Origin of the sequence: Streptomyces sp. NBC_01622 (genome assembly GCF_045209635.1) — a bacterium.
Classification (GTDB): domain Bacteria; phylum Actinomycetota; class Actinomycetes; order Streptomycetales; family Streptomycetaceae; genus Streptomyces.
The window spans coordinates 4847550-4873640 of sequence record NZ_CP109293.1; the positions used below are offsets into that span (position 1 = coordinate 4847550).

General features: G+C 70.5%; 22 protein-coding genes. 5 read left to right on the forward strand and 17 right to left on the reverse strand.

The genetic code is table 11. The features are described from left to right. Positions 1-57: 57 nt before the first annotated feature. The 6 genes from OH768_RS21750 to OH768_RS21775 form a co-directional block, all read right to left on the reverse strand. A complete protein-coding gene (locus tag OH768_RS21750; protein WP_406456029.1) occupies positions 58-2091 on the reverse strand; it encodes a fructose-specific PTS transporter subunit EIIC in 2034 nt (677 codons plus the stop codon). A 163-nt stretch (positions 2092-2254) separates the two neighbouring features. Beyond that, positions 2255-3202 (reverse strand): 1-phosphofructokinase, encoded by a 948-nt coding sequence (pfkB, locus tag OH768_RS21755; protein ID WP_406456031.1) that lies wholly within the window; start codon positions 3200-3202, stop codon positions 2255-2257. Continuing rightward, positions 3199-3960, reverse strand: a complete 762-nt coding sequence (locus OH768_RS21760) for a DeoR/GlpR family DNA-binding transcription regulator (RefSeq protein WP_093628483.1) — start codon at positions 3958-3960, stop codon at positions 3199-3201. The genes pfkB and OH768_RS21760 overlap by 4 nt, the downstream gene beginning before the upstream one ends. Before the next feature lie 120 nt (positions 3961-4080). After that, positions 4081-4596, reverse strand: a complete 516-nt coding sequence (locus OH768_RS21765) for a hypothetical protein (protein ID WP_406456033.1) — start codon at positions 4594-4596, stop codon at positions 4081-4083. Between the two features lie 60 nt (positions 4597-4656). Next, entirely contained in the window at positions 4657-5388 is a 732-nt protein-coding gene (locus tag OH768_RS21770) for a Crp/Fnr family transcriptional regulator (protein WP_406456035.1), read from the reverse strand. 1382 nt (positions 5389-6770) lie between these two features. Then, positions 6771-8282, reverse strand: coding sequence for an MFS transporter (locus tag OH768_RS21775; protein ID WP_406456037.1), 1512 nt, complete (start codon positions 8280-8282; stop codon positions 6771-6773). Positions 8283-8373: 91 nt separating this feature from the next. Between OH768_RS21775 and OH768_RS21780 the strand changes: the two genes are divergently transcribed. Beyond that, positions 8374-9357 (forward strand): helix-turn-helix transcriptional regulator, encoded by a 984-nt coding sequence (locus tag OH768_RS21780; RefSeq protein WP_406456039.1) that lies wholly within the window; start codon positions 8374-8376, stop codon positions 9355-9357. A gap of 48 nt (positions 9358-9405) precedes the next feature. Here OH768_RS21780 and OH768_RS21785 read toward each other — a convergent pair whose 3' ends face one another. Then, a complete protein-coding gene (locus tag OH768_RS21785) occupies positions 9406-10122 on the reverse strand; it encodes a TetR/AcrR family transcriptional regulator (RefSeq protein WP_406456041.1) in 717 nt (238 codons plus the stop codon). A gap of 470 nt (positions 10123-10592) precedes the next feature. After that, a complete protein-coding gene (locus tag OH768_RS21790; protein ID WP_406456043.1) occupies positions 10593-11591 on the reverse strand; it encodes an RNA polymerase sigma factor RpoD/SigA in 999 nt (332 codons plus the stop codon). 181 nt (positions 11592-11772) lie between these two features. Here OH768_RS21790 and OH768_RS21795 point away from each other — a divergent pair, with 181 nt between their 5' ends. After that, positions 11773-12303, forward strand: a complete 531-nt coding sequence (locus tag OH768_RS21795) for a GNAT family N-acetyltransferase (protein ID WP_406456045.1) — start codon at positions 11773-11775, stop codon at positions 12301-12303. A 51-nt stretch (positions 12304-12354) separates the two neighbouring features. Here the strand turns inward: OH768_RS21795 and OH768_RS21800 are convergent, their stop codons facing one another. After that, a complete protein-coding gene (locus OH768_RS21800; RefSeq protein WP_406456047.1) occupies positions 12355-13146 on the reverse strand; it encodes a dioxygenase in 792 nt (263 codons plus the stop codon). Positions 13147-13244: 98 nt separating this feature from the next. On the opposite strand from OH768_RS21800, the gene OH768_RS21805 reads away from it, so the two are divergent. Continuing rightward, entirely contained in the window at positions 13245-13751 is a 507-nt protein-coding gene (locus OH768_RS21805; RefSeq protein WP_362971869.1) for a MarR family transcriptional regulator, read from the forward strand. A gap of 112 nt (positions 13752-13863) precedes the next feature. Here OH768_RS21805 and OH768_RS21810 read toward each other — a convergent pair whose 3' ends face one another. Next, entirely contained in the window at positions 13864-15426 is a 1563-nt protein-coding gene (locus OH768_RS21810) for an MFS transporter (protein ID WP_406456050.1), read from the reverse strand. A 128-nt stretch (positions 15427-15554) separates the two neighbouring features. Further along, a complete protein-coding gene (locus OH768_RS21815; RefSeq protein ID WP_406456052.1) occupies positions 15555-16199 on the reverse strand; it encodes a TetR/AcrR family transcriptional regulator in 645 nt (214 codons plus the stop codon). A gap of 280 nt (positions 16200-16479) precedes the next feature. Here OH768_RS21815 and OH768_RS21820 point away from each other — a divergent pair, with 280 nt between their 5' ends. After that, positions 16480-17763 (forward strand): M6 family metalloprotease domain-containing protein, encoded by a 1284-nt coding sequence (locus OH768_RS21820; RefSeq protein ID WP_406456054.1) that lies wholly within the window; start codon positions 16480-16482, stop codon positions 17761-17763. An 85-nt stretch (positions 17764-17848) separates the two neighbouring features. Continuing rightward, positions 17849-19519: an IclR family transcriptional regulator C-terminal domain-containing protein gene (locus tag OH768_RS21825; RefSeq protein WP_406456056.1), complete on the forward strand. Its 1671-nt coding sequence runs from the start codon at positions 17849-17851 to the stop codon at positions 19517-19519. Positions 19520-19543: 24 nt separating this feature from the next. Here the strand turns inward: OH768_RS21825 and OH768_RS21830 are convergent, their stop codons facing one another. The 6 genes from OH768_RS21830 to OH768_RS21855 all read right to left on the reverse strand — a co-directional run bounded on the left by OH768_RS21830 (position 19544) and on the right by OH768_RS21855 (position 26067). Continuing rightward, positions 19544-20842, reverse strand: coding sequence for an MFS transporter (locus OH768_RS21830; protein ID WP_406456058.1), 1299 nt, complete (start codon positions 20840-20842; stop codon positions 19544-19546). 91 nt (positions 20843-20933) lie between these two features. Next, positions 20934-22190: a helix-turn-helix domain-containing protein gene (locus OH768_RS21835; RefSeq protein WP_406456060.1), complete on the reverse strand. Its 1257-nt coding sequence runs from the start codon at positions 22188-22190 to the stop codon at positions 20934-20936. A gap of 174 nt (positions 22191-22364) precedes the next feature. After that, the gene (locus OH768_RS21840; RefSeq protein WP_406456062.1) at positions 22365-22505 is read right to left on the reverse strand and encodes a hypothetical protein; all 141 of its coding nucleotides are present in this window, start codon (positions 22503-22505) and stop codon (positions 22365-22367) included. A gap of 247 nt (positions 22506-22752) precedes the next feature. Continuing rightward, a complete protein-coding gene (locus tag OH768_RS21845; protein WP_406456064.1) occupies positions 22753-23430 on the reverse strand; it encodes an MSMEG_1061 family FMN-dependent PPOX-type flavoprotein in 678 nt (225 codons plus the stop codon). Positions 23431-23509: 79 nt separating this feature from the next. Further along, positions 23510-24754: an ATP-grasp domain-containing protein gene (locus tag OH768_RS21850; RefSeq protein WP_406456066.1), complete on the reverse strand. Its 1245-nt coding sequence runs from the start codon at positions 24752-24754 to the stop codon at positions 23510-23512. A gap of 53 nt (positions 24755-24807) precedes the next feature. Then, positions 24808-26067, reverse strand: coding sequence for an ATP-grasp domain-containing protein (locus OH768_RS21855; protein ID WP_406456068.1), 1260 nt, complete (start codon positions 26065-26067; stop codon positions 24808-24810). Positions 26068-26091 lie beyond the last annotated feature (24 nt).

Sequence of the window (26091 nt, forward strand, 5' to 3'; positions counted from 1 at the left end):
CCGGACCGTGACGAATCTCGCAGTTGCCGTGAACACCTCACGGCGGGCCAAAAGCGGCTACGCGGCGACCGGTTGCTTGGCGTCCGCCGCAGGGGCGGATATGTCCTCCGGCGCTCCGGGGGCAGTGGCCCCGGCGGCCGGCTTGCGCATGCCCTTCAGTACGACGACCAGCGTGGTGGTGACGCACATCCCGACCGCGATGGCGATCAGGTAGAGGAACGGGCTGCCGATCAGCGGGACCACGAAGATGCCGCCGTGCGGGGCGCGCAGGGTCGCGCCGAAGGCCATCGACAGGGCGCCGGTGATCGCGCCGCCCACCATCGAGGACGGGATGACCCGCAGCGGGTCGGCCGCCGCGAACGGGATGGCGCCCTCGGAGATGAAGGAGGCGCCCAGGACCCAGGCGGCCTTGCCGTTCTCGCGCTCGGTCTCGGTGAAGAGCCTGCCGCGCACGGTGGTGGCCAGGGCCATCGCCAGCGGCGGGACCATGCCGGCCGCCATGACCGCGGCCATGATCTTCATCGCCGAGTCGCTGGGGTTCGACACCGCGATACCCGCCGTGGCGAAGGTGTACGCGACCTTGTTGACCGGGCCGCCGAGGTCGAAGCACATCATCAGGCCGAGCAGGGCGCCCAGCAGGACGGCGTTCGAGCCGCTGAGGCCGTTGAGCCAGTCGGTCATGCCCTTCTGCGCGGAGGCGATCGGTTTGCCGATGACGACGAACATCAGGAACCCGACGATCGCCGAGGAGATCAGTGGGATCACCACCACCGGCATGATCCCGCGCACCGCCTTCGGGATCTTCACCTTCTGGATCGCGAGCACCACACCACCGGCGATCAGACCGGCCGCCAGACCGCCGAGGAAGCCGGCGTTGATGGTGGAGGCGATCATGCCGCCGACGAAGCCGGGCACCAGACCCGGCCGGTCGGCCATGCCGTAGGCGATGTAGCCGGCCAGCACCGGGACCAGGAAGCCGAAGGCGACGGCGCCGATCTGGAACATCAGCGCGGCCCAGCTGTCGATCTGCGTCCACGCGAAGTGCTGCATGACCGAGGGCGCGGACTTGATCTCGTAGCCGCCGATCGCGAAGCCGAGGGCGATCAGCAGACCGCCGGCCGCGACGAACGGGACCATGTAACTGACGCCGGACATCAGCCACTTGCGGAGCATCGTGCCGTAGCCCTCGCCCGGCTCACCGCCGCGCTCGACGGGGGTGGCGGCGCCCGAACCGGCGGTCACCTCGCCCCGTTCCGCCTTGCCGCGGACCTCGGTGATGAGTTCGGCGGGGCGGTTGATGCCCGCCTTCACACCGACGTCGACGGTCGGCTTGCCGGCGAAGCGGGCCTTGTCGCGTACGGGCACGTCGTGGGCGAAGATCACGCCGTCCGCCGCCGCGATCACCGCCGGGTCGAGCCGGGTGAAACCGGCCGAGCCCTGCGTCTCCACGACGAGTTCGACACCGGCCTCCCGGCCCGCGTTCTCCAGCGACTCGGCCGCCATGTAGGTGTGCGCGATACCGGTCGGGCAGGAGGTGACGGCGACGATCCGGAACGGACGGTCGTCGTCCTCCGCCGTGTCCGTGCTGCCCGCCGCGGCGCCGGCGGAGGCCGCCGCCGGCGTCGCGGCGGAGTCTGTGGAGGCCGCGGGCTCGTCGCCGCGGATCAGCGCCGCCGCGCTCTCCGCGTCGCCCACCGACCGCAGCGCGGAGGTGAACTCGGCGTTCATCAGCTGCCGGGCGAGCGCCGACAGGATGGTGAGGTGGGCGTCGTCGGCGCCGGCGGGCGCGGCGATCAGGAAGATCAGGTCGGCGGGGCCGTCCGGGGCGCCGAAGTCGACGCCCTCGGCGCTGCGCCCGAAGGCGAGCGACGGCTCGGTGACGTACTCGCTGCGGCAGTGCGGGATGCCGATGCCGCCGTCGAGGCCGGTCGGCATCTGCGCCTCGCGGGCGGCCACGTCGGCGAGGAAGCCGTCCAGGTCGGTGACCCGGCCCTGGGCGACCATGCGCTCGGCGAGGGCACGTGCCGCCGCCTCTTTGGTATCGGCGGACAGGTCGAGGTCGACCAGGTCCGCGGTGATCATCTCGCTCATCGCGGGCTCCTTCGCACGCGTATCGCCCGGGGAGTGTTGTGGGCGGGGGTGGGGACGGGGGTACAGCGGTGGGTCGCGGTGGGGGTGGCGGCGGCGGTTAACAGCGGGGAGTGCCGCCGCCCGGTGGCCGGTTCGAGGGGCGCCCTGGAGGCCGTGGAAACGTTCATGCGACGGGCTCCGTCAGTACGAGGTCCACCGGGACGTCGGCCGTGACCGTCACCGCGGCCGAGTCGAGGTCGGCCGGGGTGGGCATCACGCTGCCGGGGAGCTGGACGGCTGCCGCGCCGTGGGCGACGGCCGAGGCGAGGGCCTCCGGGCCGTGGCCGCCGGCGATGAGGAAACCGGCCAGCGAGGAGTCCCCCGCGCCGACATTGCTGCGTACGACGTCGACGCGCGCGCTGCCGTACCAGGCACCCGAGGCGTCCACCAGCAGCTGCCCGTCCGCGCCCAGGCTCGCGAGGACCGCGCCCGCGCCCAACTCCCGCAGTTCCTCGGCCGCCTTGACCGCGTCGCCGACGGTGGCGAGGGGGCGGGAGACGGCCTCCGCGAGTTCCTCGGCGTTGGGCTTGACGACGTCCGGGCGTTCGCGCAGGGCCTCGATGAGCGCCGGGCCCGAGGTGTCCAGGGCGATACGGACACCGACCGCGTGCGCGCGGGCGACCAACTCGGCGTACCAGGACGGCGCGAGGCCGCGCGGGAGGCTGCCGCAGCAGGCGATCCAGTCGGCGTCACGGGACTGCCGGCGGACCGTCTCCAGGAGCAACTCCTGTTCGGCGGCGGTCAGTTCGGGGCCGGGTGCGTTGATCTTCGTGAGGACGCCGTCCGCCTCGGCGAGGGCGATGTTCGAGCGGGTGGCCCCGGCGACCGGGACCGGCGCGACCTCGATGCCCTGCGCGTCCAGCAGGCTGGCGACCAGCGCGCCCGGAGCGCCGCCGAGCGGCAGGACGGCGACCGTACGGCGCCCTGCGGCGGCGACAGCGCGGGAGACGTTGACGCCCTTGCCGCCCGGGTCCATGCGCTCGCCGGTGGCCCGTATGACCTCACCGCGGTCGAGGGAGGGGACCTCGTAGGTGCGGTCCAGCGACGGGTTCGGGGTGACCGTGAGGATCATGCGCGCACTACTTCCATGCCGCCGCGCTCCATGGCGGTGGCGTCTTCTGGGCTCAGCCCGCTGTCGGTGATCAGCAGGTCCACGTCGCTCAGGGCGCCGAAGCGGGCGAAGTGCTCCTGGCCGTGCTTGGCGGAGTCGGCGAGCAGCACGACGCGGCGGGCGGCGCCCATCGCCGCGTGCTTGACCGCGGCTTCGGCGAGGTCGGGCGTGGTCAGCCCGTGCTCGGCGGAGAAGCCGTTGGCCGCCACGAACACGACGTCGGCGCGGATCTCGCCGTACGCCCGCAGCGCCCAGGCGTCCACGGCGGCGCGCGTACGGTGCCGCACGCGCCCCCCGACGAGGTGGAGCTGCATGCCCGGGTGGTCCGCGAGGCGGGCCGCGATGGGCAGCGAGTGGGTGACGACGGTGAGCTCGGCCTCCAGCGGGACGATGCCCGCGAGGCGGGCCACCGTCGTACCGGCGTCGAGGATCACCGTGCCCTGCATGGGCAGCTCGGCGAGGGCCGCCTTGGCGATGCGGTCCTTCTCGTCGGCCGCCGTGGACTCGCGTTCGGCGAGGTCCGGCTCGAAGTCGAGCCGTCCGGCCGGTATGGCCCCGCCGTGCACCCGGCGGAGCAGGCCCGCGCGGTCGAGGGCCTTCAGGTCGCGGCGGATCGTCTCCGCCGTGACCTGGAACTCCTCGGCCAGCGAGACCACGTCCACCCGGCCGCCGTCACGGGCCAGCCGGAGGATCTCCTGCTGCCGCTCCGGTGCGTACATGTCCGTTCGCCTCCGACCAGTGCCCGAACTTGTGGTTTCGCCTGGGAGGCTACGCCCATATTTCCGGAAAGTAAACAGGTTCGGGCATGAGGCAGACATGAACGGGCACTGGTCGCTCGATCAGCCGTACCGTTCCGTCTTGATCCTCTTCTCGGCGGCGAGGATGGCGTGCACCAACTCGTTGCGGGCGGCCTCCTGTCGCATGGCCATGACGAGCTGGGCGCGGTGGTGGAGGACGGTGACCTTCACGGCCGGACCGGGGTCCGGCAGGGCGGTGGCGACATAGGCGCCGACCCGTTCGACGACCTCGGTCAGCTCGGGGCGGAGCGCCTCCACATGGCCGACGATCCCTTTGATCATGTTGCCGGCCTGCCGGATGTCCCCGAAGTCGGCGTCGGCGCAGGGCTTCTGGGCGAGCCGGCACTGGGCCTTGTAGAGATCGCCGAGCCACTCGGCGGGCTTGTCGAAGTCGGTGTTCGCCTGGTCCCTGCGACGGATCCTCTGCGTCCAGGCGAAGACCCGCCTGTGGTGCACGAGGGTGTACGTGCCGAGGACACCCATGAAGAGAGCGGAGGCGGCGGTCAGCGCGAGAGAACCCGCGCCGGTGCCGATCGCCAGCGTGGTGGTGGTCATCATGCTGTGATCCGTTCGGGGGTGGAGCGCGAGCGGTACGGGGTCCGGTGCGCCGGGGCCGTGTCAGATCCCGGCGGCGAAGTGACGCAGTGCGTCGACGTCGTGGACGACGAACTGGCGGTACCTGGCTTCGATCACGCCGTGGTAGCGCAGGGTCCGGATCGCGTTCTCCACAGTGGAGATGGCGACCTGGAGCGAGGCGGCGATGTCCTTCTGGCCCGGGCCGGTGATGACGGTCGAGCCCGTCCGCGGGTCGGGGACACCCGCGGTGTCGGCGAGGTGTGCCAGCAGCCTGCCGACGCGCTCGACGGGTGGCCGGGTGGCCATGGTGTAGAGGAGTTCGTCGCTGCGGTTGCGGTCCTCGAGGCTGCACAGGAGGGCGTCCTGGATGGTGTGCCGCCGGCGCAGCAGGACGTTGAGGTTGCGGGCCGGGCAGGGGACGGCCACGGTCGGGGTCAGGCACTTGGTGAGGACGCCGGAGTCGGGGGTGATGAGCTTGGCCTCGCCGACCAGCTGGCCCCTGCCCCGGAACCGCGTGACGGTGGGGACGTTCTCCCCGTCGCCCAGCGGGAAGCGGTCCTGCCGTACGACGCCTTCCCAGATGATGTACACGTCCGGGCCGTCCGGGCCCAGCGGCAGCAACGCGTCCCGGACGAAGGTGCTGCCCCGCAGTCCGGCCTGTAACAGGACCTGCCAGTCCTCGGCCGACAGGCGTTGCAGGAAGCTTCCCTCAGGCTGGTTCTCGTGGCCCAGGAGAAGCTCGGCCGACCGGGAGGTGTCGACGGTCGAGGGCATGTTCACTCCCCCGCTCCGGCGGCAGCGGTGGCGCGTGTCCCGGCGTACGCGCCCCGAGGGGCGTGATGGTGACGATGTGTCACGGGCGAGGTACCGCGGGGTCCGCGGCACGACGGCGGAATGACGCCGTCGTCGTTGACGGTGCGCATTGACCTGATCCCTTGCTCTGTCAGTGCTCTGGAACCCCACTGGTCAGCGGGGTTCCGGGTGGTGGGTCCTGCTCCCTCTCCGGGAGGTGCGACAGCGCCCGGGTGGTGAGGCCGGGCGGGTGGAGACAGTTGAGCGATGGAAACCGTACCGCTCGCCGTGAGTGAAGAGCCAGTCGCCTTTTCGAAGGCGGCGCGAGGAATAGCGATCATGAACCAGAACCCCTTACCGTGGGGTTTTGTTACAGAAGATCGCGCGTAATCCTGAAGTGAATACCACTGCACCCTATACGGATTTACCGATCCTGATTATTCACATGACCCCGCAGAGGGCGAGAGGCCCCTTCTCGGGTGAGCAACATATGACGCCCGCACAAACCGGCGGCAAAAACGAGAGGCCCCGGGGCACCACCCCCAGGACCTCCCGGAAAGGTCCGGACCCACCAGGGATCAGACCGGTGCCCAGTAAACACCACGGATGGCCTTTAGGTCACTCCCCGTCAGGCAACAAGGAGCCCTGAGTGCCCGGGGGCCAGCCGAAACCCCGGCCATGGGGGATGCACGGCGGGCAGCGCACCACCCCGCGCGCGCCTCCGGAACACCCCTCCGGGCGGCACGTTTTACCCCCTTTATGCACGCAGGGGCGAGACGACCCCGACTCCACCGGGCACTGACAGCGTTATCAAATGGAGGCCATCGATCAAGAGTCAACAGATCCGGCCAATACGGCTCAGCCCGAACGGCTGCCACCGCGACCGGAAGCACACACACCGGAACCGGCCGGGCGGGCCGCCCCTGCCCCCCGAATTAGTCCGCCACGACTTCCGCAATTTCTTTTCGAGAGGCAATCGAAGCCGACAGGAAATGCGGTTCTTCCGGGCGGGCGACGGAATCCCGTACGGGAATCCACAGTTCACCGCCGCACATCACCAAATATCGACTAATGGATAAGGGAACCACTCCCGGCCCACCCCTCCCGCCATCATCTTTCGCCCAGTCAGTTTTCTTACGGAACAGGGGAGTTGGACACGCGAGACATCCAAAGCCGGAGTGTTCACCACATAAGCACTGATTCTGGCACGTAATACTGCGTTCGGCATCGAGTGCGCCGCCGGACCTGCCCGGTGTACGCCCCCGTCCGACCACCGGCGTACGCCATCGTCCGGCCGGTTGCGCCGAGCGCCCCGCCCCCGGTACGGGGCGGGGCGCTCGACTGCGGTGCGTCAGCGGATGGCATCAACTCCCGTCGGAGACAGCCCCCTTGGCCACCCTCTTCGCCGCCGCCCTCCCCGGCAGCGCGAACATCAGCAGGAAGATCAGGCCCATCACCGCGGCCACCCAACCCAGCGCGTTCTGGAAGGCGTTGACGAACGCCGGGCCCACCTGGTCCGGGGCCAGCCGGTCGCCGATCGAGCCGAAGAAGACCACGGACACCAGCCCGAGCCCCAGCGCGTTGCCCATCTGCTGCACGGTGTTGATGAGTCCGGACGCGGAACCGGCGTACTCGCGCGGCACCTCGGAGAGGATCGTGTCGGTCAGCGGGGCGAAGATCAGGCCCATGCCTGCGCCCATCACCACCAGCGGGAGCGCCATCTGCCAGGAGGCGATGGCCAGTTGGTACCGGTCGGACTCCCAGAGGTAGAGCAGCACGCCCGCCACCATCACCAGCGCGCCGGCCTGCAGGACGTTGCGTCCACCGACGCGCGGCACCAGCTTCTGCACGGACATCCCGGCCGCCGCCGAGCAGGCGATCGAGAACGGTACGCCGGTCAGCCCCGCCCGCAGCGGGCTCCAGCCGAGGCCGGTCTGCATGTACAGCGTCCAGACGAGGAAGAAGATGCCGATTCCGACGCCGAAGACGGTCTGCACGGCGATGCCGGCGGCGAAGCTCTTCACCTTGAACAGGGAGAGTTCGACCAGCGGGGAACCGTCCCGCGCGGCTTTCCGCTTCTCGTACGCCACCAGTGCGCAGAAGACACCGACCGAACCGGACATCGACACGAACCCCCAGGCGGGCCAGCCCAGTTCGTCGCCCCGGGTGAGGGGATACAGCAGCATCAGCAACCCGAGGGTGACCAGGACGACGCCGACGAGGTCCAGCTTCAGGGCGCGCGGGGCCTTCGACTCGGTGATGAAGCGGCTGCCGAGGACCAGGCCCGCGATGCCGACGGGCAGGTTGATCAGGAAGATCGGGCGCCATTCGAGGCCGAAGAGGTTCCACTCGGTGAGCAGGGCGCCGAGCAGCGGTCCGGAGACCGCGCCGAGGCCCACGATCGCGCCGAACAGGCCGAAGACCTTGCCGCGTTCGTGCGCCGGGAAGGTGGCGTGCACGATCGACAGCACCTGCGGCACCATCATCGCGGCCATCCCGCCCTGCAGGATGCGCGAGGCGACCAGCATCTCCGGGTTCGCGGCGAAGCCGCACAGCGCGGAGGCGAGCGTGAAGCCGCCGATCCCGAGCAGGAACAGCCGCTTGCGGCCGTGGATGTCGCCGAGCCGTCCGCCAGTGATGAGTCCGGCGGCGAAGGCGAGCGCGTAACCGGCCGTTATCCACTGGATCTGGCTGAAGGAGGCGCCCGCGTCCCGCTTGATCGACGGGATCGCGACATTGACGATCGTGACGTCGACGAGGTCCATGAAGGCCGCGGTCATCACGATCGCGAGGGCGAACCAGCGCCGCCGGTCGGCCGTACGTGCCGGTTCCGTCGAGACGGCTGGGCTGTCCACAAGGAGTTCGGTGGAGGTCATGGCTCGAAGCTATGACCCCATTAGGTCAGATCGTGTCCTAGTTCTACGGCATCCTCGAATCCATGACGACGGTGACGACGACGGAGGACTCATGACCACGGACACTCCGGCCCGGCTCCTCCAGCTCCTCTCCCTCCTCCAGACGCCCCGCGAGTGGCCCGGCGGCGAGCTGGCCGACCGGCTCGGGGTCTCCCGCCGCACGGTCCGCCGGGACATCGACCGGCTGCGCGAACTGGGCTACCCGGTGCAGGCGACCCTGGGCGCCGACGGCGGCTACCGGCTGGTCGCGGGCAAGGCGATGCCACCACTCGTCCTCGACGACGAGGAGGCGGTGGCCATCGCGGTCGGACTGCGTGCGGGCGCCGGGCACGCGGTCGAGGGCGTGGACGAGGCGTCCGTACGGGCGCTGGCCAAGCTGGAACAGGTCCTCCCCTCGCGGCTGCGGCACCGGGTCGCCACCCTCCAGGCCGCCACCACCCCGCTGACCAGTGGCGACGGGGCGAGCATCGCGCCCGAGACGCTGACCGTGATGGCCTCGACGGTGGCCGGCCAGGAGCGGCTGCGGTTCGCCTACCGCGCGGGCGACGGCACGGAGTCGCGCCGCGTGACGGAGCCGTACCGACTCGTCTCGACCGGCCGGCGCTGGTACCTCGTGGCGTACGACCTCGACCGCAAGGACTGGCGGACGTTCCGGGTCGACCGGGTCAGCGAGCCGTTCGCGACGGGGGCGCGGTTCGCGCCACGCGAGCTGCCGACGGGGAGTGCGGCGGAGTATCTGCGGCAGTCGATGTACCGGCAGCAGGAGTCCTACGAGTACACCGTGACGTTCGCCGCGCCCGCCGACGTCGTCGCCGCGCGCGTCCCGGCCTGGATGGGCACGCCCGAGCCGCTCGACGAGCACAGCTGCCGCCTGCGCGCCACGACCGGCGACGAGGTCCGCTGGCTGGCCGCCCGGCTGGCCCTGCTGGAGTACGAGTTCACGGTGCAGGAACCGGAGGAACTGGTGCGCTGCGTAAGGGAGTTGGGGGAACGGCTGAGCAGGGCGGCAGGGGGCGGGCCGGTACGGCGTGAGTGAGGCGGCCTCACCCCCGCTCCATTGCGCCTCACCCCGCTCCGCTACGGCTTACCCCACCCCCCGCGCCGTCCCGATCTCCCCCCAGGGAAAGTCCCGCAGCGCCCGCAGGTTCCGCAGTGCCGACTCCGCCGGGCCGGCGAGCGTGCCCGGGTGTTCCTTTCCGGACGCCCAGCCCTCGACCGCGGTCCGGACGGCGGCGCTCGCGACGGCGGCGGCGAAGCGCAGCTCCGGGGAGGTCACGCCGGGGGCGCCGGCGGCGAGAGCGGGGTCGCCGTGGGTGACACGTTCCAACAGGACCTCGCCCAGGGTCCGTTCCGAGGCCTGGCAGACCTCCGCCCACACCCTGCGCAGGCCGGGGCTTGACTCGGCCATGCCGATCAGGGTGCGCACCCAGGTCCAGGAGGTCGTGGAGACGCCCACCCCGGGGGTCAGCGTGTGGCGCACCCCGTGTTCCAGGGCCTCCGGCACCGACAGCGCGGGCGGGGCCGCGCGCACCGCGTCCGCCCAGCGCTGGGCGCCGGCCGCGTAGAGCGGGGCGACGGCCTCTTCCTTGGTGGCGAAGTACCGGTAGAAGGTGCGCGGGGCGATACCGGCGCTCTGGGCGATGTCCTCGGCGCGGGTGGCCCGTAGCCCGTGTCTGGCGAAGAGCCCGGCCGCCGCCCGGGCGATCTGCATCCGGGTCTCGGCCTTGCGCCGCTCGGTCAGCGAGAGCGGTGTGGAGGGAGAGGCGGGACGGGAATCAGGGGCTGGGGTGGGGCTGCTCACACCGGCAGGCTATGCCGCTGTGGCACAATCTGCCATTCGGCGGGCCACCCCGGTGTTCAGGTACGGGGTGCCCCGCCATCCAGGCATGTCCGCACCTCACCCCGCCCTGCCGCGCGCGTCAAAAAGAGCCGGGCCCCGGCGCCTGGGGGGACAGGTGCCGAAGCCCGGCTCGGGAGAGTCCCGGCGCCGGGGGGGGATTGCGTCGGGACTTGGCTCAGTGGGTCACGGGGCAACGCCCGTGGCCCCAACTCCTGGGCTCTGAAGTCTTGTTCCCAGAGCCCCGCACGTTGAAGCGGCGTTGCGCAGCCATGTTTGCGCGGTCTCCCGCCACCCGGCGTACGCGGCCGGGCGTGCACCCGGACTCGTACGCGCCCCCGTGGTGCCGGGCCGCCTGACGGGGAACCGGGGAGCCATGCCCCCGGCAACCCCTCCGGCGCCCCCGCCGGAGGGGTTGCTGCTCAGGACCTGTCCTACGCCGCCGCGTCGAAACCGGTCTGGCTGGCCAGCTTCTTCAGTTCCAGCAGGGCGTGCTTCTCGATCTGGCGGATGCGCTCGCGGGTCAGGCCGTGCTCCTTGCCGACCTCGGTGAGCGTGCGCTCCCGGCCGTCCTCCATGCCGTACCGCATCTTGATGATGGAGGCCGTGCGCTGGTCGAGGCGGCCGATCAGGTCGTCCAGTTCCTCGCTGCGCAGCAGGGTCATGACGGACTGCTCGGGCGAGACCGCGGAGGTGTCCTCCAGGAGGTCGCCGAACTGCGTGTCGCCGTCGTCGTCCACCGACATGTTCAGCGAGACCGGATCGCGCGCCCAGTCCAGGACGTTCGTCACGCGCTCCGGGGTCGTGTCCAGTTCGGCGGCGATCTCCTCGTGCTCGGGCTCCCGCCCGTTCTTGCGGTTGAACTCGCGCTGCACGCGCCGGATCCGGCCCAGCTCCTCCACGAGGTGGACGGGAAGCCGGATGGTCCGGGACTGGTCGGCGATCGAGCGGGTGATGGCCTGACGGATCCACCAGGTCGCGTACGTCGAGAACTTGAAGCCCTTGCGGTAGTCGAACTTCTCGACCGCGCGGACCAGACCCGCGTTGCCCTCCTGGATCAGGTCGAGCAGGGGCAGGCCGCTACGGGGGTAACGGCGGGCCACGGCCACGACCAGACGGAGGTTCGACCGGATGAAGACGTCCTTGGCACGCTCCCCTTCGGCGACCAGGGCCTCCAGCTCCTCGCGGGTGGCGTCCGCCTGGGACTCCTCCTCGCCGTCGAGGACCTGGCGCGCGAACACGCCCGCTTCGATGGTCTGCGAAAGCTCGACTTCCTTGGCGGCGTCGAGCAGTGGTGTGCGCGCGATTTCGTCGAGATACATGCCGACCAGGTCGCGGTCGGCGATCTCGCCGCCATGGGCGCGAACACTGCGTGCCACGCCGGAGGTCTCGCCGGAGGCGGACTTACGACGGGCGACGGCACGGGTTGCCATGCGTGCTCCCTTGCGATGGTAGGTCAGCAGGTGTTCGTCAGGTGTTCCTGTGATGCCTCGGCACTCTTCTCGTGTGCCCTGCATCTGATGGAAACAACGACTGGAATCCGGACAGAATTCCCGACCCACTCCCCTATTTTTCTGATCTTGCAGTACCCTGTCCGGCCACAAGGGAGGTCCGATGCCGTCGGAACGTACAGAGGTGCAGGTCAGGCCGGGAGTCGAGAGCGACCTCGATGCCCTCACCGACATCTACAACCACTACGTACGCGAGACCCCGATCACCTTCGACACCGCCGCCTGCACGCCGGAGGAGCGCCGTCCTTGGCTGCTCTCCCACCCTGAAGACGGCCCATACCGGCTGAAGGTTGCCGTCGACGGGACCTTCCAAGGAAACTCACAGCGAATCCTCGGCTACGCCACATCCAGCCCTTACCGGGCGAAGCCCGCCTACTCGACCTCGGTCGAGGTCACCATCTACCTCGCCCCCGACGTCGGCGGGCGCGGCATCGGAACGCTGCTCTACAAGGCCCTGTTCGCGGACCTGGCGACCGAGGACGTCCACCGGGCGTACGCGGGCATCGCACAGCCCAACGAAGCGTCCACGCGGCTGCATGAACGCTTCGGTTTCCGGCCTGTGGGCACCTACCGGGAAGTGGGCCGCAAGTTCGGCCGCTACTGGGATGTCGCCTGGTACGAGAAGGAGTTGTAGCCCTTCCCGAAGGGAAGGGCAGTCCGAGGGAAGGGCCTTGTCGACGCGGGCTCAGCCGAACTGCACCGACCGCTTCGCCATCCCCATCCAGAACCCGTCGATCACCGAGTGCTGCGTGTCCAGCTCGCCGCCAGCCTCCGCCGCGCCCATGGTGACGAACAGCGGGGCGAAGTGCTCGGTGCGCGGATGGGCGTAGCGCCCGGCCGGTGCCTTGTGCAGGAAGTCGAGCAGGCCGTCCCAGTCGCGGGCCTCCAGCGCGCGCCTGCCCCAGTCGTCGAACTCGGAGGACCAGGTGGGCACTCCGCCGCCGGTGTGGCGCAGGGCGGCCAGGTTGTGGGTGAAGAAGCCGGAGCCGACGATCAGGACGCCCTCGTCGCGCAGGGGCGCCAGCCTGCGGCCGATCTCCATCAGCTTCACCGGGTCGAGGGTCGGCATCGACACCTGGAGGACCGGGATGTCGGCGGCCGGGAACATCTCGACGAGCGGGACGTACGCCCCGTGGTCGAGGCCGCGGTCCGGGACGTCCTGCACGGGGATGCCCGGGGCGCGCAGCAACTTCCGTACGGATTCGGCGAGTTCGGGGGCGCCCGGGGCGTCGTAGCGGACCTGGTAGTAGTGCTCGGGGAAGCCCCAGAAGTCGTAGACCAGGGGGACCGGGGCGGTGGCGCCGAGGGCGAGGGGGGCCTCCTCCCAGTGGGCGGAGACCATGAGGATCGCCTTGGGGCGGGGGAGGTCGGCGGACCAGGCGGCCAGCTCGCCGGGCCAGATGGGGTCGTCCGCGAGGGGCGGCGCGCCGTGGCTGAGATAGAGGGCGGGCATGCGCTCCGGTGCGGCGGTGGACATGACGGTCACTCCCCATGCTTGAACTCTCAACATCTATGGATGTGAGCGTACGCCGCATTTGTTTAACCTTCAAGGAGAGCTCTCGTACAGTGGAGTGCATGAACACGGCACCCGCATCCGCAGAACCCCGCTGGCTCACCGCCGAGGAGCAGCGTGTCTGGCGCTTCTACATGCACGCCAGCACCCTTCTGGAGGACCATCTGGACCGCCAGCTCCAGCGGGACGCGGGCATGCCGCACATCTACTACGGCCTCCTCGTCCAGCTCGCCGAGGCGCCGGGCCGCCGGCTGCGGATGACCGAGCTGGCCATGAACGCGAAGATCACCCGCTCCCGGCTCTCGCACGCGATCGCGCGGCTGGAGAAGAACGGGTGGGTGCGCCGCGAGGACTGCCCCTCCGACAAGCGCGGCCAGTTCGCGGTGCTGACCGACGCGGGGTACGAGGTGCTCAGCCGTACCGCGCCGGGCCATGTGACCGCCGTACGGCAGGCGTTGTTCGAGCGGCTGAGCCCGGAACAGCAGAAGTCCCTCGGCGAGATCATGGAGATCGTCGCCGAGGGACTTCAGCCCGACGAAGCGGGCGCGGATCTGCCCTGGCTCCGCTGAGCCGCTCAACTCGGCGGAGAACCAGGGCAGTTCCTGGGAGTCGTACGTACGGGGCGTCCCCTTCCCCGTACGTACGGATGGTGCGAAGGGGGTACGACCGGGTCGGGCGTCGTCAGTGGGCGACGACCGGGACCTTGAACTCGTCCTCGACTCCGTCACCGGAGGCGACCGGGTCGGAACCCTGCTTGCCCGCGTTGACGAGGACCGAGACGATGACCGCGGCCGTCACCAGCATGCCGACGGCGAACCAGATGGCGTTGGTGTAACCGTGCACCTGACCCTGGAGCGCGACCAGCTGCTGCTGGGTCTTGGAGGTACCCGCGCCGGCGATGTGGTCCTTGATGTACGCGGTCGTCGCGGAGGCGGCGATCGTGTTCAGCAGGGCCGTACCGATGGCGCCGCCCACCTGCTGCGAGGTGTTGACCATCGCGGAGGCGACACCCGCGTCCCGGGGCTCGACGCCCAGGGTGGCCAGCGACATGGCCGGCATGAACGCCGTACCCATGCCGAGGCCGAGCAGCAGCATCGCGGGCAGGATGATCGAGGCGTACGACGAACCGATCTCCAGCTGCGTCATCAGCAGCATGCCGACCGCGGCGACCAGGAAGCCGGGGCCCATGAGCAGGCGGGCCGGCAGGCGGGTCATCAGGCGGGTGCCGATCTGGGTCGAGCCGACCATCATGCCGACGATCATCGGCATGAAGGCGAAGCCGGTCTTGATGGGCGAGAAGCCCTTCACGACCTGGAGGTAGTAGGTGAGGAACAGGAAGGTGCCGAACATCGCGATGATCGCGATACCGAGCGAGAGGTAGATACCGCCGCGGTTGCGGTCGGTGATCACGCGCAGGGGCAGCAGCGGGGCCTTGACCTTGGACTCGACGATCACGAACGAGACCAGCAGGACGGCCGACGCGATGAAGAGCGCGATGGTCGAGGAGTCGCCCCAGCCGTCGGTCTCGGCGCGGGTGAAGCCGTAGACGAGCGAGACCAGGCCGAGGGTGGAGAGCAGGACACCCGGGATGTCGAGCGGGTTGCGGTTGCGGCCGCCCTCCGGCTCGCGGATGACGAAGTAGGCGCCGAGCGCGGCGACGATGGCGAACGGGATGTTCACGAAGAACGTCCAGCGCCAGTCCAGGTACTCGGTCAGCACACCGCCGAGGATGAAGCCGACGGCGCCGCCGCCACCGGCGATCGCGCCGTAGATGCCGAACGCCTTGGCACGCTCCTTGGCGTCCGTGAACATCACGGCGAGCAGGGAGAGCGCGGCGGGCGCGAGCAGTGCGCCGAAGGCGCCCTGGAGCGCGCGGGCGCCGAACATCATGGCGCCGGTGGTGGCGATTCCGCCGAGCGCGGACGCGGCGGCGAAGCCGGTCAGACCGACGACGAAGGCGCGCTTGCGCCCCCACAGGTCGGCTATGCGGCCGCCGAAGAGGAGGAGTCCGCCGAAGGCGAGGGCGTAGGCCGTGACGACCCACTGCCGGTTGCCGTCGGAGATGCCCAGGTCGGTCTGGGCGGACGGGAGGGCGATGTTCACGATGGTCGCGTCGAGCACGACCATCAGCTGGGCGAGCGCGATGAACGCGAGCGCTTTCCAGCGGTTGGCATGGGCTTCGTGCTCGGCGGCCTCGGAGGCCTTGTCGAGAGCGCCTGGGGCGCTTCGAGCTGTTTCAGACATGGTGGTACCCACTTCGGGACTTCGTGACGGAAAAATACGGAAGAAGGACGTGATCGGGGACGGCTCGTCCGCGAGGACGAGAGCCGGTGCTTGTTGTTGAGACGGGCGTGACGCTCTGAACTAATCGGTCAGGGCTGCCGGAGATCCTCCATGGTCGCGGCGGTGCCGGGCAGGACCGAGCGGGCCGGGGCCCGCAGTCCGTCCAGGAACAGCTGCAGGTGTCGGTGTACGAAGCGGTCGGCGCTGAGGCAACCGGTGCCGGCCGGGGGCCTGCTGAGCTGGGCCACGGCGACCATCACATCGCCGACACCCACGTCCGTGCGGAGCTGTCCGGACCGCCGGGCGCGGTCCATGACCTCGTCGATGAGCTGCTCGACCCGCTCCCGCGCGGCTTCCAGGTCCGGGTGGAACTGGTCGAACGTGCTGGAGATCATCGGGCACAACGCGCTGATCCGTTCGTCGGCGGACACGTGCACGAAGCGCTCCAGAGCGGCGAAGGCGTCGCCGGTCTCGTTGAGCGCCTGCTCGGCGGCCTCCGACGTACGGTCCATGACCGAGACCACTACCTCGCGGACGAGGGCGTCGCGGTCGGGGAAGTTGCGGTAGAGCGTGGCGTTGCCGACGCCGGCCCGGCGGGCGATCTCGTCGAGCGGCACATCGGGGCCGAACTCGACGAACATCTCGCGGGCGGCGGTGACGATCCGCTCCCGGTTGCGCAAAGCGTCGGCGCGCGGCCGGGTCACCTTTCGCTGTACGGGGGTCGCGGTCGTCACGGCGTACTCCTGAGGCTCGGAAGGTCTTGGACTGCTGACGCGATCCGGGGATCCACTCCCCGTTTCGCTCGGACACATGGCTAAACGGGGAAACGCTCCCCGGTTATTTCCCACTCAGCGGGACATTTGATGTGACCTGGGTCACATTTCGTTTGGTCCCTTTTCTCGCTCGACCACACGGTCGGTCTCCTCCAGCGCGCGCCCTCGCACCGCACGACACAGGGTGATCGAAAGGGTGCAGCCGGGGACCGGCGGCTGCCGTGGCGCGAAGGGTCCATGCATGCAGCCCAGCCGTCGGATACGCCCGCGCCGCGTGGCAGCCCTCGTGTCCGTGACCGTCCTGACCCTCGCGGTCAGCACCTCGGCCGGTACCGGACACCTCACCCCGGGCGCCACGACGGCGGCGGGCCCGATCGCGCTCGCCCGCACCTCCGTGCTCGGCGCCTGCATGATCAACGGCCCCCTCGACACCGAGATGTCCGAGGGCATCCCCACCCCGGGCGGCTACTCCCGCTCCACCGGCACGGTCCACGCCCTGACCCTGATGGTCGACTTCTCCGACGCCCCCGGCCAGGGCACCGCCATGGACCGCTACCACGAGTTCTTCCCGCAGACCCAGGAGTGGTTCCGCACCAGTTCCTACGGCCGCCTCGACTACCGCCCCGAGACCCCGATCAACCACTGGCTCCGCATGCCCAAGCCCTTCAAGTCCTACGGCATAGAGCGCGGCGCGCCCTTCGACCCCGGGTACCAGCAGCTCGTCCAGGACATCGTGGCCGCCGCCGACCCGACCGTGGACTTCCGGACGTACAACCTCCTGAACGTCCTCGTCACCCCGAACGCGGGCCCCTCCGCCCTGGACACCGTCCTCTCGGTGACGTTCGCCGGCAACACGGAGGCCCCTGTCGCAGACGGCGTCCCCGTCTCCAACGCCTCCTTCGTCTACTCCCGCCAGGACGACGGCTCCGGCTCCTACGCCCGCACCGGCTACCGCGTCCTCCCCCACGAGAACGGCCATGTCTTCGGCCTGCCCGACCTCTACACCCAGGAGGGCGGGGGCGCGGTCGGGCACTGGGACATCATGAGCGAGGACTGGGGCGCCGACAACGACCTCCTGGGCTGGCACAAGTGGAAGCTCGGCTGGCTCGACCCGTCCCAGGTCAACTGCGCGATGACCAGAGGCACTTCGGAGTACACCCTGACCCCACTGGAACGGCCGGGCGGCGACGGCACCCGCCTGGTCTTCGTCCCGCTCTCCCGACGGACGGGCTACGCCCTGGAGCTGCGCACGCGCGAGGGCAACGACGAGGCGGTGTGCCGCACCGGTGTCCTCATCTACAAGGTGGAGGCGGACGTCGACACCGGGATGGGGCCGGTGAAGGTGTACGACGCGCACCGGGACAGCGGGGGCTGCACGCGGAGTCCCAATGTGCACGCCGAGCTGTCGGACGCGCCGTTCACGGCGGGCGAGACGTTCAACGATCCGCGCCGGGGGATTCGGGTCGCGGTGACGGGGGCCGATGCGGAGGGGAAGTACCGGGTGACGGTTACGCGGACGCGGTAGGGGACGGGGGACTTGGGTTGGGACTGGGCTCCGGCCCCTGCAGGCTTACCGTAGGGGCTGCCGAGATCGCCGTACCGGAGAGCCGATGCCCGCTGAGACCACGTTGGACGACCGTGCCGGAGCCGTGCCCGCCGAGGCGGTCGCCCCGTTGATCCGCGGGGTCGCCGTGGTGCGTCAACTCACCGAGGCGGGCGGCACGTTGAGCCTCAGCGGGCTGGAACGGGCCACCGGCCTGGCCCGTTCCACGGTCGACCGGATCACCGCGACGCTGGGCCGCATGGGATACGTCCGTCTCGACGGCCGGGACACGGTTCTCACCCCTCGGATCATGGAACTGGGCAACGCCTACCTGGCCGCCCTGCGGCTCCCGTCCCTCCTGGACGCCCGCGCGGACGCCCTCGCCGACGAACTGGACGAGTCGGTGTCCCTCGCCGTAGCCGACCGGGACGGCATCCGCTTCATCCACCAGGCGACCCGCCGCCGCGCGATGTCCCTGAGCTTCCGCATCGGCGACCTGCTGCCGGCCGAACGCACCGCGCCGGGACCGCTGTTCGCGACCGAGTGGACGGAGCGCGACTGGGCGCGCTGGCGCGAGCGCCGGGCGGCGGACCCGGAGGACCGCGGGTTTCCCGCCGTACCCCCGCGTTCGCCGTCGTCCCCGGCACCCGACTTCGAACGGTCGGCCGCACAGGCCCGCGAGGACGGCTGGGCACTGGACGACCAGTTGATCGAACCGGGCCTGATGGCGGTGTCCGTACCGGTACGGGACCCCCGCACCGGCAGGATCGCCTGCGTGGCGAGCGTGGTGAGCCACACCAGCCGGCATACGGCGGCGGATCTGCGGAACACGCTGCTGCCGCGGTTGCGTGCGGCGGTCGAGGCGATGGAGGAGGACCTGCGCGCGGCACCCCAGCCGGACCCGGTGGCCGCGCCCTCGGGCCTGGCGACCTGGACGGGCGCGTCCAAGCAGGAACTGGGGCGGGAGTTCGTCGAATCCCTGGCCCGCGGACTGACGGTCCTGACGGCCTTCGGCGAGGGCCGCGCCGAACTGACCCTGACGGAGGTCTCCCAGGCGACGGGCCTGGCCCGCGCGACCGCCCGCCGCGCACTGATCACCTACGAGCACCTGGGCCTGGTCGCCGCGTCCGGCGACCGCCGCTTCACCCTGACACCCCGGGTCCTGTCGCTCGGCTTCCCGCCCCTCTCCCGTACGACCCTCCCCGACCTCGCGCTCCCTCACCTCACCGCCCTCGCCGCCCGTATCCACGAGTCGGCGTCCCTGGCGATCCTCGTGGGAGCCGACATCCAGTACACGGCCCGGGTCGCCACCAGCCGCGTGATGAGCGTGAACATCGCGGTCGGCACCCGTTTCCCGGCGTATGCGACGGCACTGGGTCGCGTCCTCCTGTCCGACGCCCCGCCGGCGACGCTACGGCAGGCCCTGGCCGACCTACGTCCCCTGACCCCGCACACCCTGACCGATCCCGGGGCGCTCTCGGCCGCCCTGGAACGGGTCCGGTCCCAGGGATACGCCCTGGTCGACGAGGAGTTGGAGGCGGGCCTGCGCTCACTCGCCGTACCGGTCCGCGACCGCACCGGCAGGGTCGTCGCCGCGCTCAACACGGCGACCCATGTGGCACGCCGGCCGGCCGAGAAGTACGTCGCGGACATCCTGCCCGAGCTGCTGGCGACGGCGGGGCGGATCGAGGCGGATCTGCGGGTGGCGGGGCGGTTCACTCGGGTGGCGAGGTCCTGACCCGGGAGAGAACTCGCCTGATGGCTATGCCTCGGCGGCCGGTTCCGGCAGACCGCGCAGCCGCACCACCCAGACGACGATCGCGGCCAGGGTGATCGAGGCGACCGCGATGGCCATGCCGGCCCGGATGCCGGCGGACACCGTGAGGCCGCTCGCGACCAGGGCGCCGAGCGGGACGCCCAGGCCGGAGGAGAGCATCCGGCGGGTGGTGTTGACCCGGCCCTGGAGCCCGGCCGGGGTCACCTCCTGGGAGTAGGTCACCGTGTTCACCAGCACGACCAGATAGGCGGTTCCCCAGGCGGCCAGCGCGACCAGCGCGATCCGCCAGTCGGTGGTGAGCACGACCACGAGTCCGAGCAGCGCGCCGACCGGCAGCACGATCAGCAGCAGCGGCAAGGCGTCGTAGCGGCGCCGCAGCCGGGGCAGCAGCAGGGAGCCGCCGATGCCGCCGGCGCTCCACGCCATGTAGAGTAGGCCGATACGGCCGTCGGTGCCGTGGACGCCGAGGACGCGGTCGGCGAAGACGACGAGCTGACCGACGATGGCTCCGCCGGAGAACGACTGCAGGGTGCCGACCACGGTCATGACCCGCAAGGTCGGATGCCCGGCCAGGAAGCGCAGCCCCTCACCGACGGACTCCCGGAACCCCGGTCGCGGACCCGGAGAACCGGCAGTGCGGGCAGGGGAGTTGGCGACGGCCCGGAGGAACAGCGCGGAGCCGGCGAAGCTCAGGGCGTCGAGCGTGAGCGTGCCCACGGGGTGGATGAGGGCTATAAGGACGCCCGCGACGCCGTTGCCGATGACGCGGACGACGGTCTCGGCGCCGTAGAGCGCGCTGTTGGCGTCGGGGAGCCCGTCCTTGCCGACGAGGGCGGGGACGAAGCCGTATCCGCCCGCGTCGAAGAAGAGGGAGAGGCTGGAGCAGAGGAACGCGACCACGACGACGTGTCCGACGGTCAGCGTGTGCAGGGCCTGGGCGACCGGCACGGAGGCGAGACACAGGGCGCTGAGGCAGTCGGTCACGATCATCAGGGTGCGCCGGTCGACGCGGTCGGCGACCGCGCCCGCGATCAGGCCGAACGCGAGGTAGGGCAGCGTGCCGGCAGCCGCGACCAGGGAGACCAGCAGCGGCGACCGGCTCTGCTGGAACACCAGGACGGGCAGCGCGACCGTGGTGACCGCGGATCCGAGGCCGGAGACGGCACGGGAGAGCCAGAAGTTCCGGAACGCCGGGCTCCGTCGGAGGGGCGGGACTTGCGGACCCCCTTGCGGGCCTTGCGGGGTCGGCGTGGTGGTGTCTCTGTCGTGTCTGGCATAAGTCATAAAAAAGGGTCGCCACCCGGCCCGGTCGGTTGGTGACCGGAGGTGTCGACCCGAAAGATGAACTGGGCCAATTATAGCAGGAGTTGGGGTTTCAGTGCGGGGAGAGCGTGCGCTCGGTGGTGACCACCGGCGGGGGCGGGGCGCTCTCGGCGATGGCACGCCACACCTCCGCGCTGAGGTCGGGCATCCGCGCCGCCTGCACCTGGGCGGCCAGTTCGCGCAGCCGGAGGTCCGCGCCGGGGTCGCCGCCGCAGCCGGCGAGCATCTCGCGCAGCAGCCGGAAGCGGATCTGGTCCCGGTAGGTCAGCAGATGCACATCGCTCTCGGCAGCCGCCACGAGCTCGGCGACGCGCTCCAGGTCGCCCTGGCGGTAGGCGAGTTGGGCCTTGAGGAGGAGCAACTCCTGTACGTTCCTGGGCGGACCGGCGAGCTTGAGCGCGGGCTCCGCCTCGGTGAGCAGGGCCTCGGCCCGGTCGAGGCGGGGCGGCAGGGCCTGGAGCGACAGACTCGCCGCGGCCAGCCTGAGGCGCATCCAGAGGGTGAGTTCCTCACGGCTGTCCAGCGCCGCGAGCGCCCGCTCGATGAACTCGAAGGCCTGGCCGAAGTTGCCTTGCCTGGCCCGGACGGTGGACGCGGTCCAGTAGGCCTCGGCGACGAGCGCGCCCTCGCCGTGCGGCAGGCTCTCGCACACTTCGGTGCTGAGGGCGGCCGCTTCCGCGAGGTTGCCGAGTTCCGCCTCGGCGGAGATGAGCAGGAGCTTGGCGCGGACCAGGTCCGCGGTCAGTACACGCAGTTGGTGCCGCCGGGTGAGCTCCAGCGCTTCCTGGGCCGAGCGCCGGGCACCCTCCATGTCGCCGAGGTTGCGACAACATCGGGCGATGCGCTGCAGGATGTAGACGTGCAGGGCCGGGCGGTTCAGCTCACGGCTCATCACGTCCAGGTTCTCCAGGACGGCGCGCTCCTCCTGGAACTCGCCGAGTGCCGAGTGCTGGCGGGCGAAGAGGTCGAGGGCCTCCCAGCGCGTGGTGGCGTCCACGTCGATGGCGGTGCTGAGCGCGTCGTTGAGAAGGTCCCGGATCTCGCCGTCCCGCTCGCCCTGCGGGCGGGAGGAGAGGGTCATGACCAGGTCGGCGAGATCGTTCTCGGAGTACTGGGCGAAGCTCTCGACGGGCACGGCCAGTTGCTCGGACAGGTACGCCACGGCGCGGTCGGTCGGGGGGCGGGCCCCGGATTCGAGCCTCGACAGGTAGGCGGCCGACATTCCGGGTCCGGTCAGTTCCGACTGCGACTTGCCCTGCTGCAGTCGCAACTGACGCAGGCGTCGGCCGAAGCTCGGCTGCTCCAGCATGAGTGAGATCCGTCCTTGAGGGTGATGACCACGTCAAGCCAGTGGCGCCCCGCACAGGCACGCACGGCCTAGAAGGCACTCAAGGGGGAGCCGCCTCAGCGACTCCCCCTGTCCAGGAGTATGGCAAACCTTGTCCATATTTGGCAAGGCTGCTTTTTTCTGGATCCTGACGCGTCAGGGCCAGTCTATGAGATCGGTGGTCTGCGCGGATGAGGCGCTCACCGACGCCCGTTCGGAGGACTGGACCGGTGCGTGTCCCGCAGCCAGGGACAGGGCTAGCGCCAGGGCGGCCAGTCCGCCGATGAGAACCTTCACGATGATCGATCCTTTGCCTTGTTTCCAGGTCGAGTGGGATAGGCGCGATCACCTTTGACCGCGGACAAGGCGCACTCCAGAGGTAGCCATCTCCCCCGTGCGGCCCGCCTGATTCCCTCAAGCTAGTCCCGACCCCTCGGTTTGGCAAGCGTTGACAAGAGTTGGCAATTACGGACTGTTCACTTCGCCATCGTGTTGACACCCCCCGGCATCCATGTGTTCTTCACCGGAGCGTTCGGCCCGCCGGTCACGGGTACAGGCGGCGCTCGTAGGCGGCCCCGTAACGCTCTTCGAGCACGTCAAGCGGTACGTCCTTCCACTCCGTGCGCTTGGCGATCCGCGCTCTCGACGGTGCCGCGTCCGGTGTCCACGAGCCGGGGTCCCAGACACCGCCCCGCATGAACGACTTCGCACAGTGGAAATAGGCCTCCTCCACGTCCACCAGAAGCGCCAGTTTCGGCCGATTGCCCCTGACCACCATCGAGTCCAGCAGCTCCGGCGAACGGACCAGCCGCGCCCGGCCGTTGACCCGCAGGGTGTCGCCCCGCCCCGGAATCACGAAGATCATCCCGGCATGCGGGTTCTGCAGGACGTTGAACCAGCTGTCGAGCCGCCGGTTGCCCGGCCGGTCCGGCACCGCCAGCGTCGTGTCGTCCAGGACCCGCACGAAACCCGCCGGATCGCCCTTCGGGGACACGTCACAGGTACCGTCCAGCGCCGCCGTCGCGATCAGCACCAGCGGGGTGTGCCGGATCCACGCCCGCTCGAACTCGCCGAGCCGCCCGCCCGCCTTGCCGTAGACGACCGGATTCGCCTCACCGATCAGATCGCGAAGCTCCTCCTCGGACGTGATCTCGACATGGCCGGAATCTGCCAGGACGTCACGGTCCCCGTCGACCCGATCCGGTCGGAGTGCGGGCCGCACCCGATCACCCTGGCCAGGATCTGCCGGAACGCCGGCGTCCCCGTCCGCCGGACCCCGATGCAGCTGGGGAACCGGCCGGTCACTCGGTGGCATCGGCCCAGGTCTCCGTGTGGACGGTGATGGCCGCGGCTGTCTTCTCGCACAGGGCGAGGGCGGTGTCCGCGTCAGGGCCTACCGCGACGACCTGGCCGATCCGGTCCCAGCTGGAGCGGAGGGGCCGTACCGTGTCGCCGACCGCGATGTCGAGGGCGACGGTCAGAACGTCCGGGTGTTCGGCGGCCGTCTCCGCGCCCTCCACCGCCGTCACCGTGCCCGGTTCCGCGCTCAGGAAGCGGGTCGCCGCGGCCTGTCGCAGCGGGGGCCGGGACGCCGGCTCCGGCAGGGTGCCGCCCGCCCAGGCGACGGTGTAGCGCTCGATGTCGAAGCCGTACGCCGCCTCCACCAGGTCCCGGATGCGGTCGCCGCCCGGCCGGTTGTGCGACTCGATCACCCGGGGTCCCCGGTCCGAGAGCCGTACCTCCGTGTGGCTCGGGCCCTCCTGAAGTCCGATCGCGTCGAGGAAGGTGTGCACACAGCGCTCGATCGCGTCGGCCGAGTCCGGATCCACCCGGGCGGGGACGACATGGCCGAGTTCCACGAAGTTGTCGGAGGTCAGCTTCTCGGTGATCGCCACGATCACATGCCGGCCGGCGAAGGTGAACGCCTCGACGCTGAACTCCGGCCCGTCGACGTACTCCTCCATGATGAACCGCTCGATGGGGAACGCCGACGCGAACTGGTGCTCCACACCGCGCAGTTCACGGGCGGTCTCCCAGACGCCGTCGAGTTCCGCCCCGGACCTGACCAGTTGGAGGCCGAGGCTGGCGATACCGTCCACCGGCTTCACGATGAACGGGTACCCGTGGGCCGCCGCGAACCGGTCGAGGCTCTCCCTGCCGTCGAGTTCCTCGGCGGCGACGGTGATCTCCGGTGCCACGGCGGCGAGATGACGGCGCATCAGGAGTTTGTCCCGCAGCAGCAGGACCACCTCGTGGGAGACACCGCCGAGGCCCAGCAGGTCGTTGATGCGGGCGGCGGGTTCCACCCCGGCCTCGCTCGTCGTCACGGCGGCCGTGAAGCCGTACACCTGATGGACCGCCGTGATCAGGGGCGCGAGCGCGTCCCAGTCCCGGTAGTCGACCAGCAGCGCGGCATCCACCACCTCGGCGTGGTCCGCGAGGAACAGCTCGGGGCGCTGCAGGAAGACGACCTCGTGTCCCTGCTCCTTGGCTTTGCGGACGTTCTCGATCCGTCCGCCGACGATCAGCACGCGCTGCTTGGACATCGAACTCCTCGCTGGGATGGGGGTGTTGAGGGGGCTTGGCCGGTGCGGGGCGGTCACGCGCCGGGGGCGGGCGCGTCCGTCTCCGCTGCGGCCGGGTCGATGTCCACCACGGCCTCGGTGACCAACCGCTCGGCCAGCAGGCGCAGTTCCGGCCCGGTCGGGCAGGTGAGCACCGCCCACGCGAGGCGGTCGCCCGAGTTCCGCGCGGGGCGCACCGGTACGCCGGGTGCGAGGCGGGCGTCGTGTTTGACGACCTCGGGCCTGGCCGCCCAGGCGGCAAGGTCCAGCGCGGTCAGCCGGCCCGGTTCCGGTGCCGACAGGAAGAGGCTGCCCGCGGCGCGCACCGGGGCTGTGGGAGTGTCCGGCACCTGGCCGAGGGCGAGCCGCAGACAGGCGGCGAAGACGTCGAAGTCGTGGGCGCGGGCGACGAGTTCGAGGATGTGGTCGCCCGGGGTGCGGACGGCCACCTCCATGATCACCGGATCGTGGTCGGCGCGCGCCCGGAACTCCAGGTGGACGATGCCGGTGCCGAAGTTCAGCGCCGTCACGACGCCCGCGCACAGGTCGTCCGCGGCCTTGCGCAGCAGCGGGCGGTCGGCGCCGTAGCCCGCTTCGTGGAACAGTTCGACGAAGTACGGCGGGCCGGTGGTCTCCTTGCGGGTCAGGTTGGTGAACAGGACCCGGCCCCGGTGCACCAGCGCCTCCACGCTGTACTCCTGGCCCGCCACGTACTCCTCGACCAGCAGCGGCCCTTCGTCGTCGCGCCGGGTCACCGCGTCGTCCCACTCCTGCGCGCTCGCGATCCGCTCCACGCCCTGACTGCCCTGCAGCGACACCGGTTTCACCACGACGGGCAGCCGGGCGAGGGCCCACTCCCGCTGGTCCGACAGCCGTGGCGTGTGCCGGTGGGCGGGCTGCGGCAGGCCCGCGCGGTGGAACTCGGCGCGCTGGAACGCCTTGTTACGGGAGACGGTGGCGGCGTCGAGACCGGGGCCCGGCAGCCCCAGGCGGTGCTGGACCATGGCGGCGGCCATGACGTGGGCCTCCGCGAACGCCCACACGGCGTCCGGGGCGAGCCGGCCGGCCAGGGTCATGGCCGGGGAGAGCCAGCTCTCGTCCCGGGCCGCGATCACCTCCGGCACCGGTTCGAAGTCCACGACACACGGGAAACGCCCCGTCAGGGCCGCGTACCGGGCGGGTGTCTCGACGACACCGACACGCAGGCCCGCCTGCTGGGCCGCGTGCAGATAGCCCTCGGCCATGACACCGGCGCCGATCAGGAGGACGGTCTGCTGCTGTCGCGGGTCTGTCATAGGGCTCTCCGGATCCGTGTCTTT

Excerpts from the sequence above, each read along its gene's own strand:
- OH768_RS21750 (WP_406456029.1), bottom strand. The coding sequence starts at position 2,091 with ATGAGCGAGATGATCACCGCGGACCTGGTCGACCTCGACCTGTCCGCC.
- pfkB (WP_406456031.1), bottom strand. The coding sequence starts at position 3,202 with ATGATCCTCACGGTCACCCCGAACCCGTCGCTGGACCGCACCTACGAG.
- OH768_RS21760 (WP_093628483.1), bottom strand. The coding sequence starts at position 3,960 with ATGTACGCACCGGAGCGGCAGCAGGAGATCCTCCGGCTGGCCCGTGAC.
- OH768_RS21765 (WP_406456033.1), bottom strand. The coding sequence starts at position 4,596 with ATGATGACCACCACCACGCTGGCGATCGGCACCGGCGCGGGTTCTCTC.
- OH768_RS21770 (WP_406456035.1), bottom strand. The coding sequence starts at position 5,388 with ATGCCCTCGACCGTCGACACCTCCCGGTCGGCCGAGCTTCTCCTGGGC.
- OH768_RS21775 (WP_406456037.1), bottom strand. The coding sequence starts at position 8,282 with ATGACCTCCACCGAACTCCTTGTGGACAGCCCAGCCGTCTCGACGGAA.
- OH768_RS21780 (WP_406456039.1), top strand. The coding sequence starts at position 8,374 with ATGACCACGGACACTCCGGCCCGGCTCCTCCAGCTCCTCTCCCTCCTC.
- OH768_RS21790 (WP_406456043.1), bottom strand. The coding sequence starts at position 11,591 with ATGGCAACCCGTGCCGTCGCCCGTCGTAAGTCCGCCTCCGGCGAGACC.
- OH768_RS21795 (WP_406456045.1), top strand. The coding sequence starts at position 11,773 with ATGCCGTCGGAACGTACAGAGGTGCAGGTCAGGCCGGGAGTCGAGAGC.
- OH768_RS21800 (WP_406456047.1), bottom strand. The coding sequence starts at position 13,146 with ATGTCCACCGCCGCACCGGAGCGCATGCCCGCCCTCTATCTCAGCCAC.
- OH768_RS21805 (WP_362971869.1), top strand. The coding sequence starts at position 13,245 with ATGAACACGGCACCCGCATCCGCAGAACCCCGCTGGCTCACCGCCGAG.
- OH768_RS21810 (WP_406456050.1), bottom strand. The coding sequence starts at position 15,426 with ATGTCTGAAACAGCTCGAAGCGCCCCAGGCGCTCTCGACAAGGCCTCC.
- OH768_RS21820 (WP_406456054.1), top strand. The coding sequence starts at position 16,480 with ATGCAGCCCAGCCGTCGGATACGCCCGCGCCGCGTGGCAGCCCTCGTG.
- OH768_RS21825 (WP_406456056.1), top strand. The coding sequence starts at position 17,849 with ATGCCCGCTGAGACCACGTTGGACGACCGTGCCGGAGCCGTGCCCGCC.
- OH768_RS21830 (WP_406456058.1), bottom strand. The coding sequence starts at position 20,842 with ATGACTTATGCCAGACACGACAGAGACACCACCACGCCGACCCCGCAA.
- OH768_RS21835 (WP_406456060.1), bottom strand. The coding sequence starts at position 22,190 with ATGCTGGAGCAGCCGAGCTTCGGCCGACGCCTGCGTCAGTTGCGACTG.
- OH768_RS21850 (WP_406456066.1), bottom strand. The coding sequence starts at position 24,754 with ATGTCCAAGCAGCGCGTGCTGATCGTCGGCGGACGGATCGAGAACGTC.
- OH768_RS21855 (WP_406456068.1), bottom strand. The coding sequence starts at position 26,067 with ATGACAGACCCGCGACAGCAGCAGACCGTCCTCCTGATCGGCGCCGGT.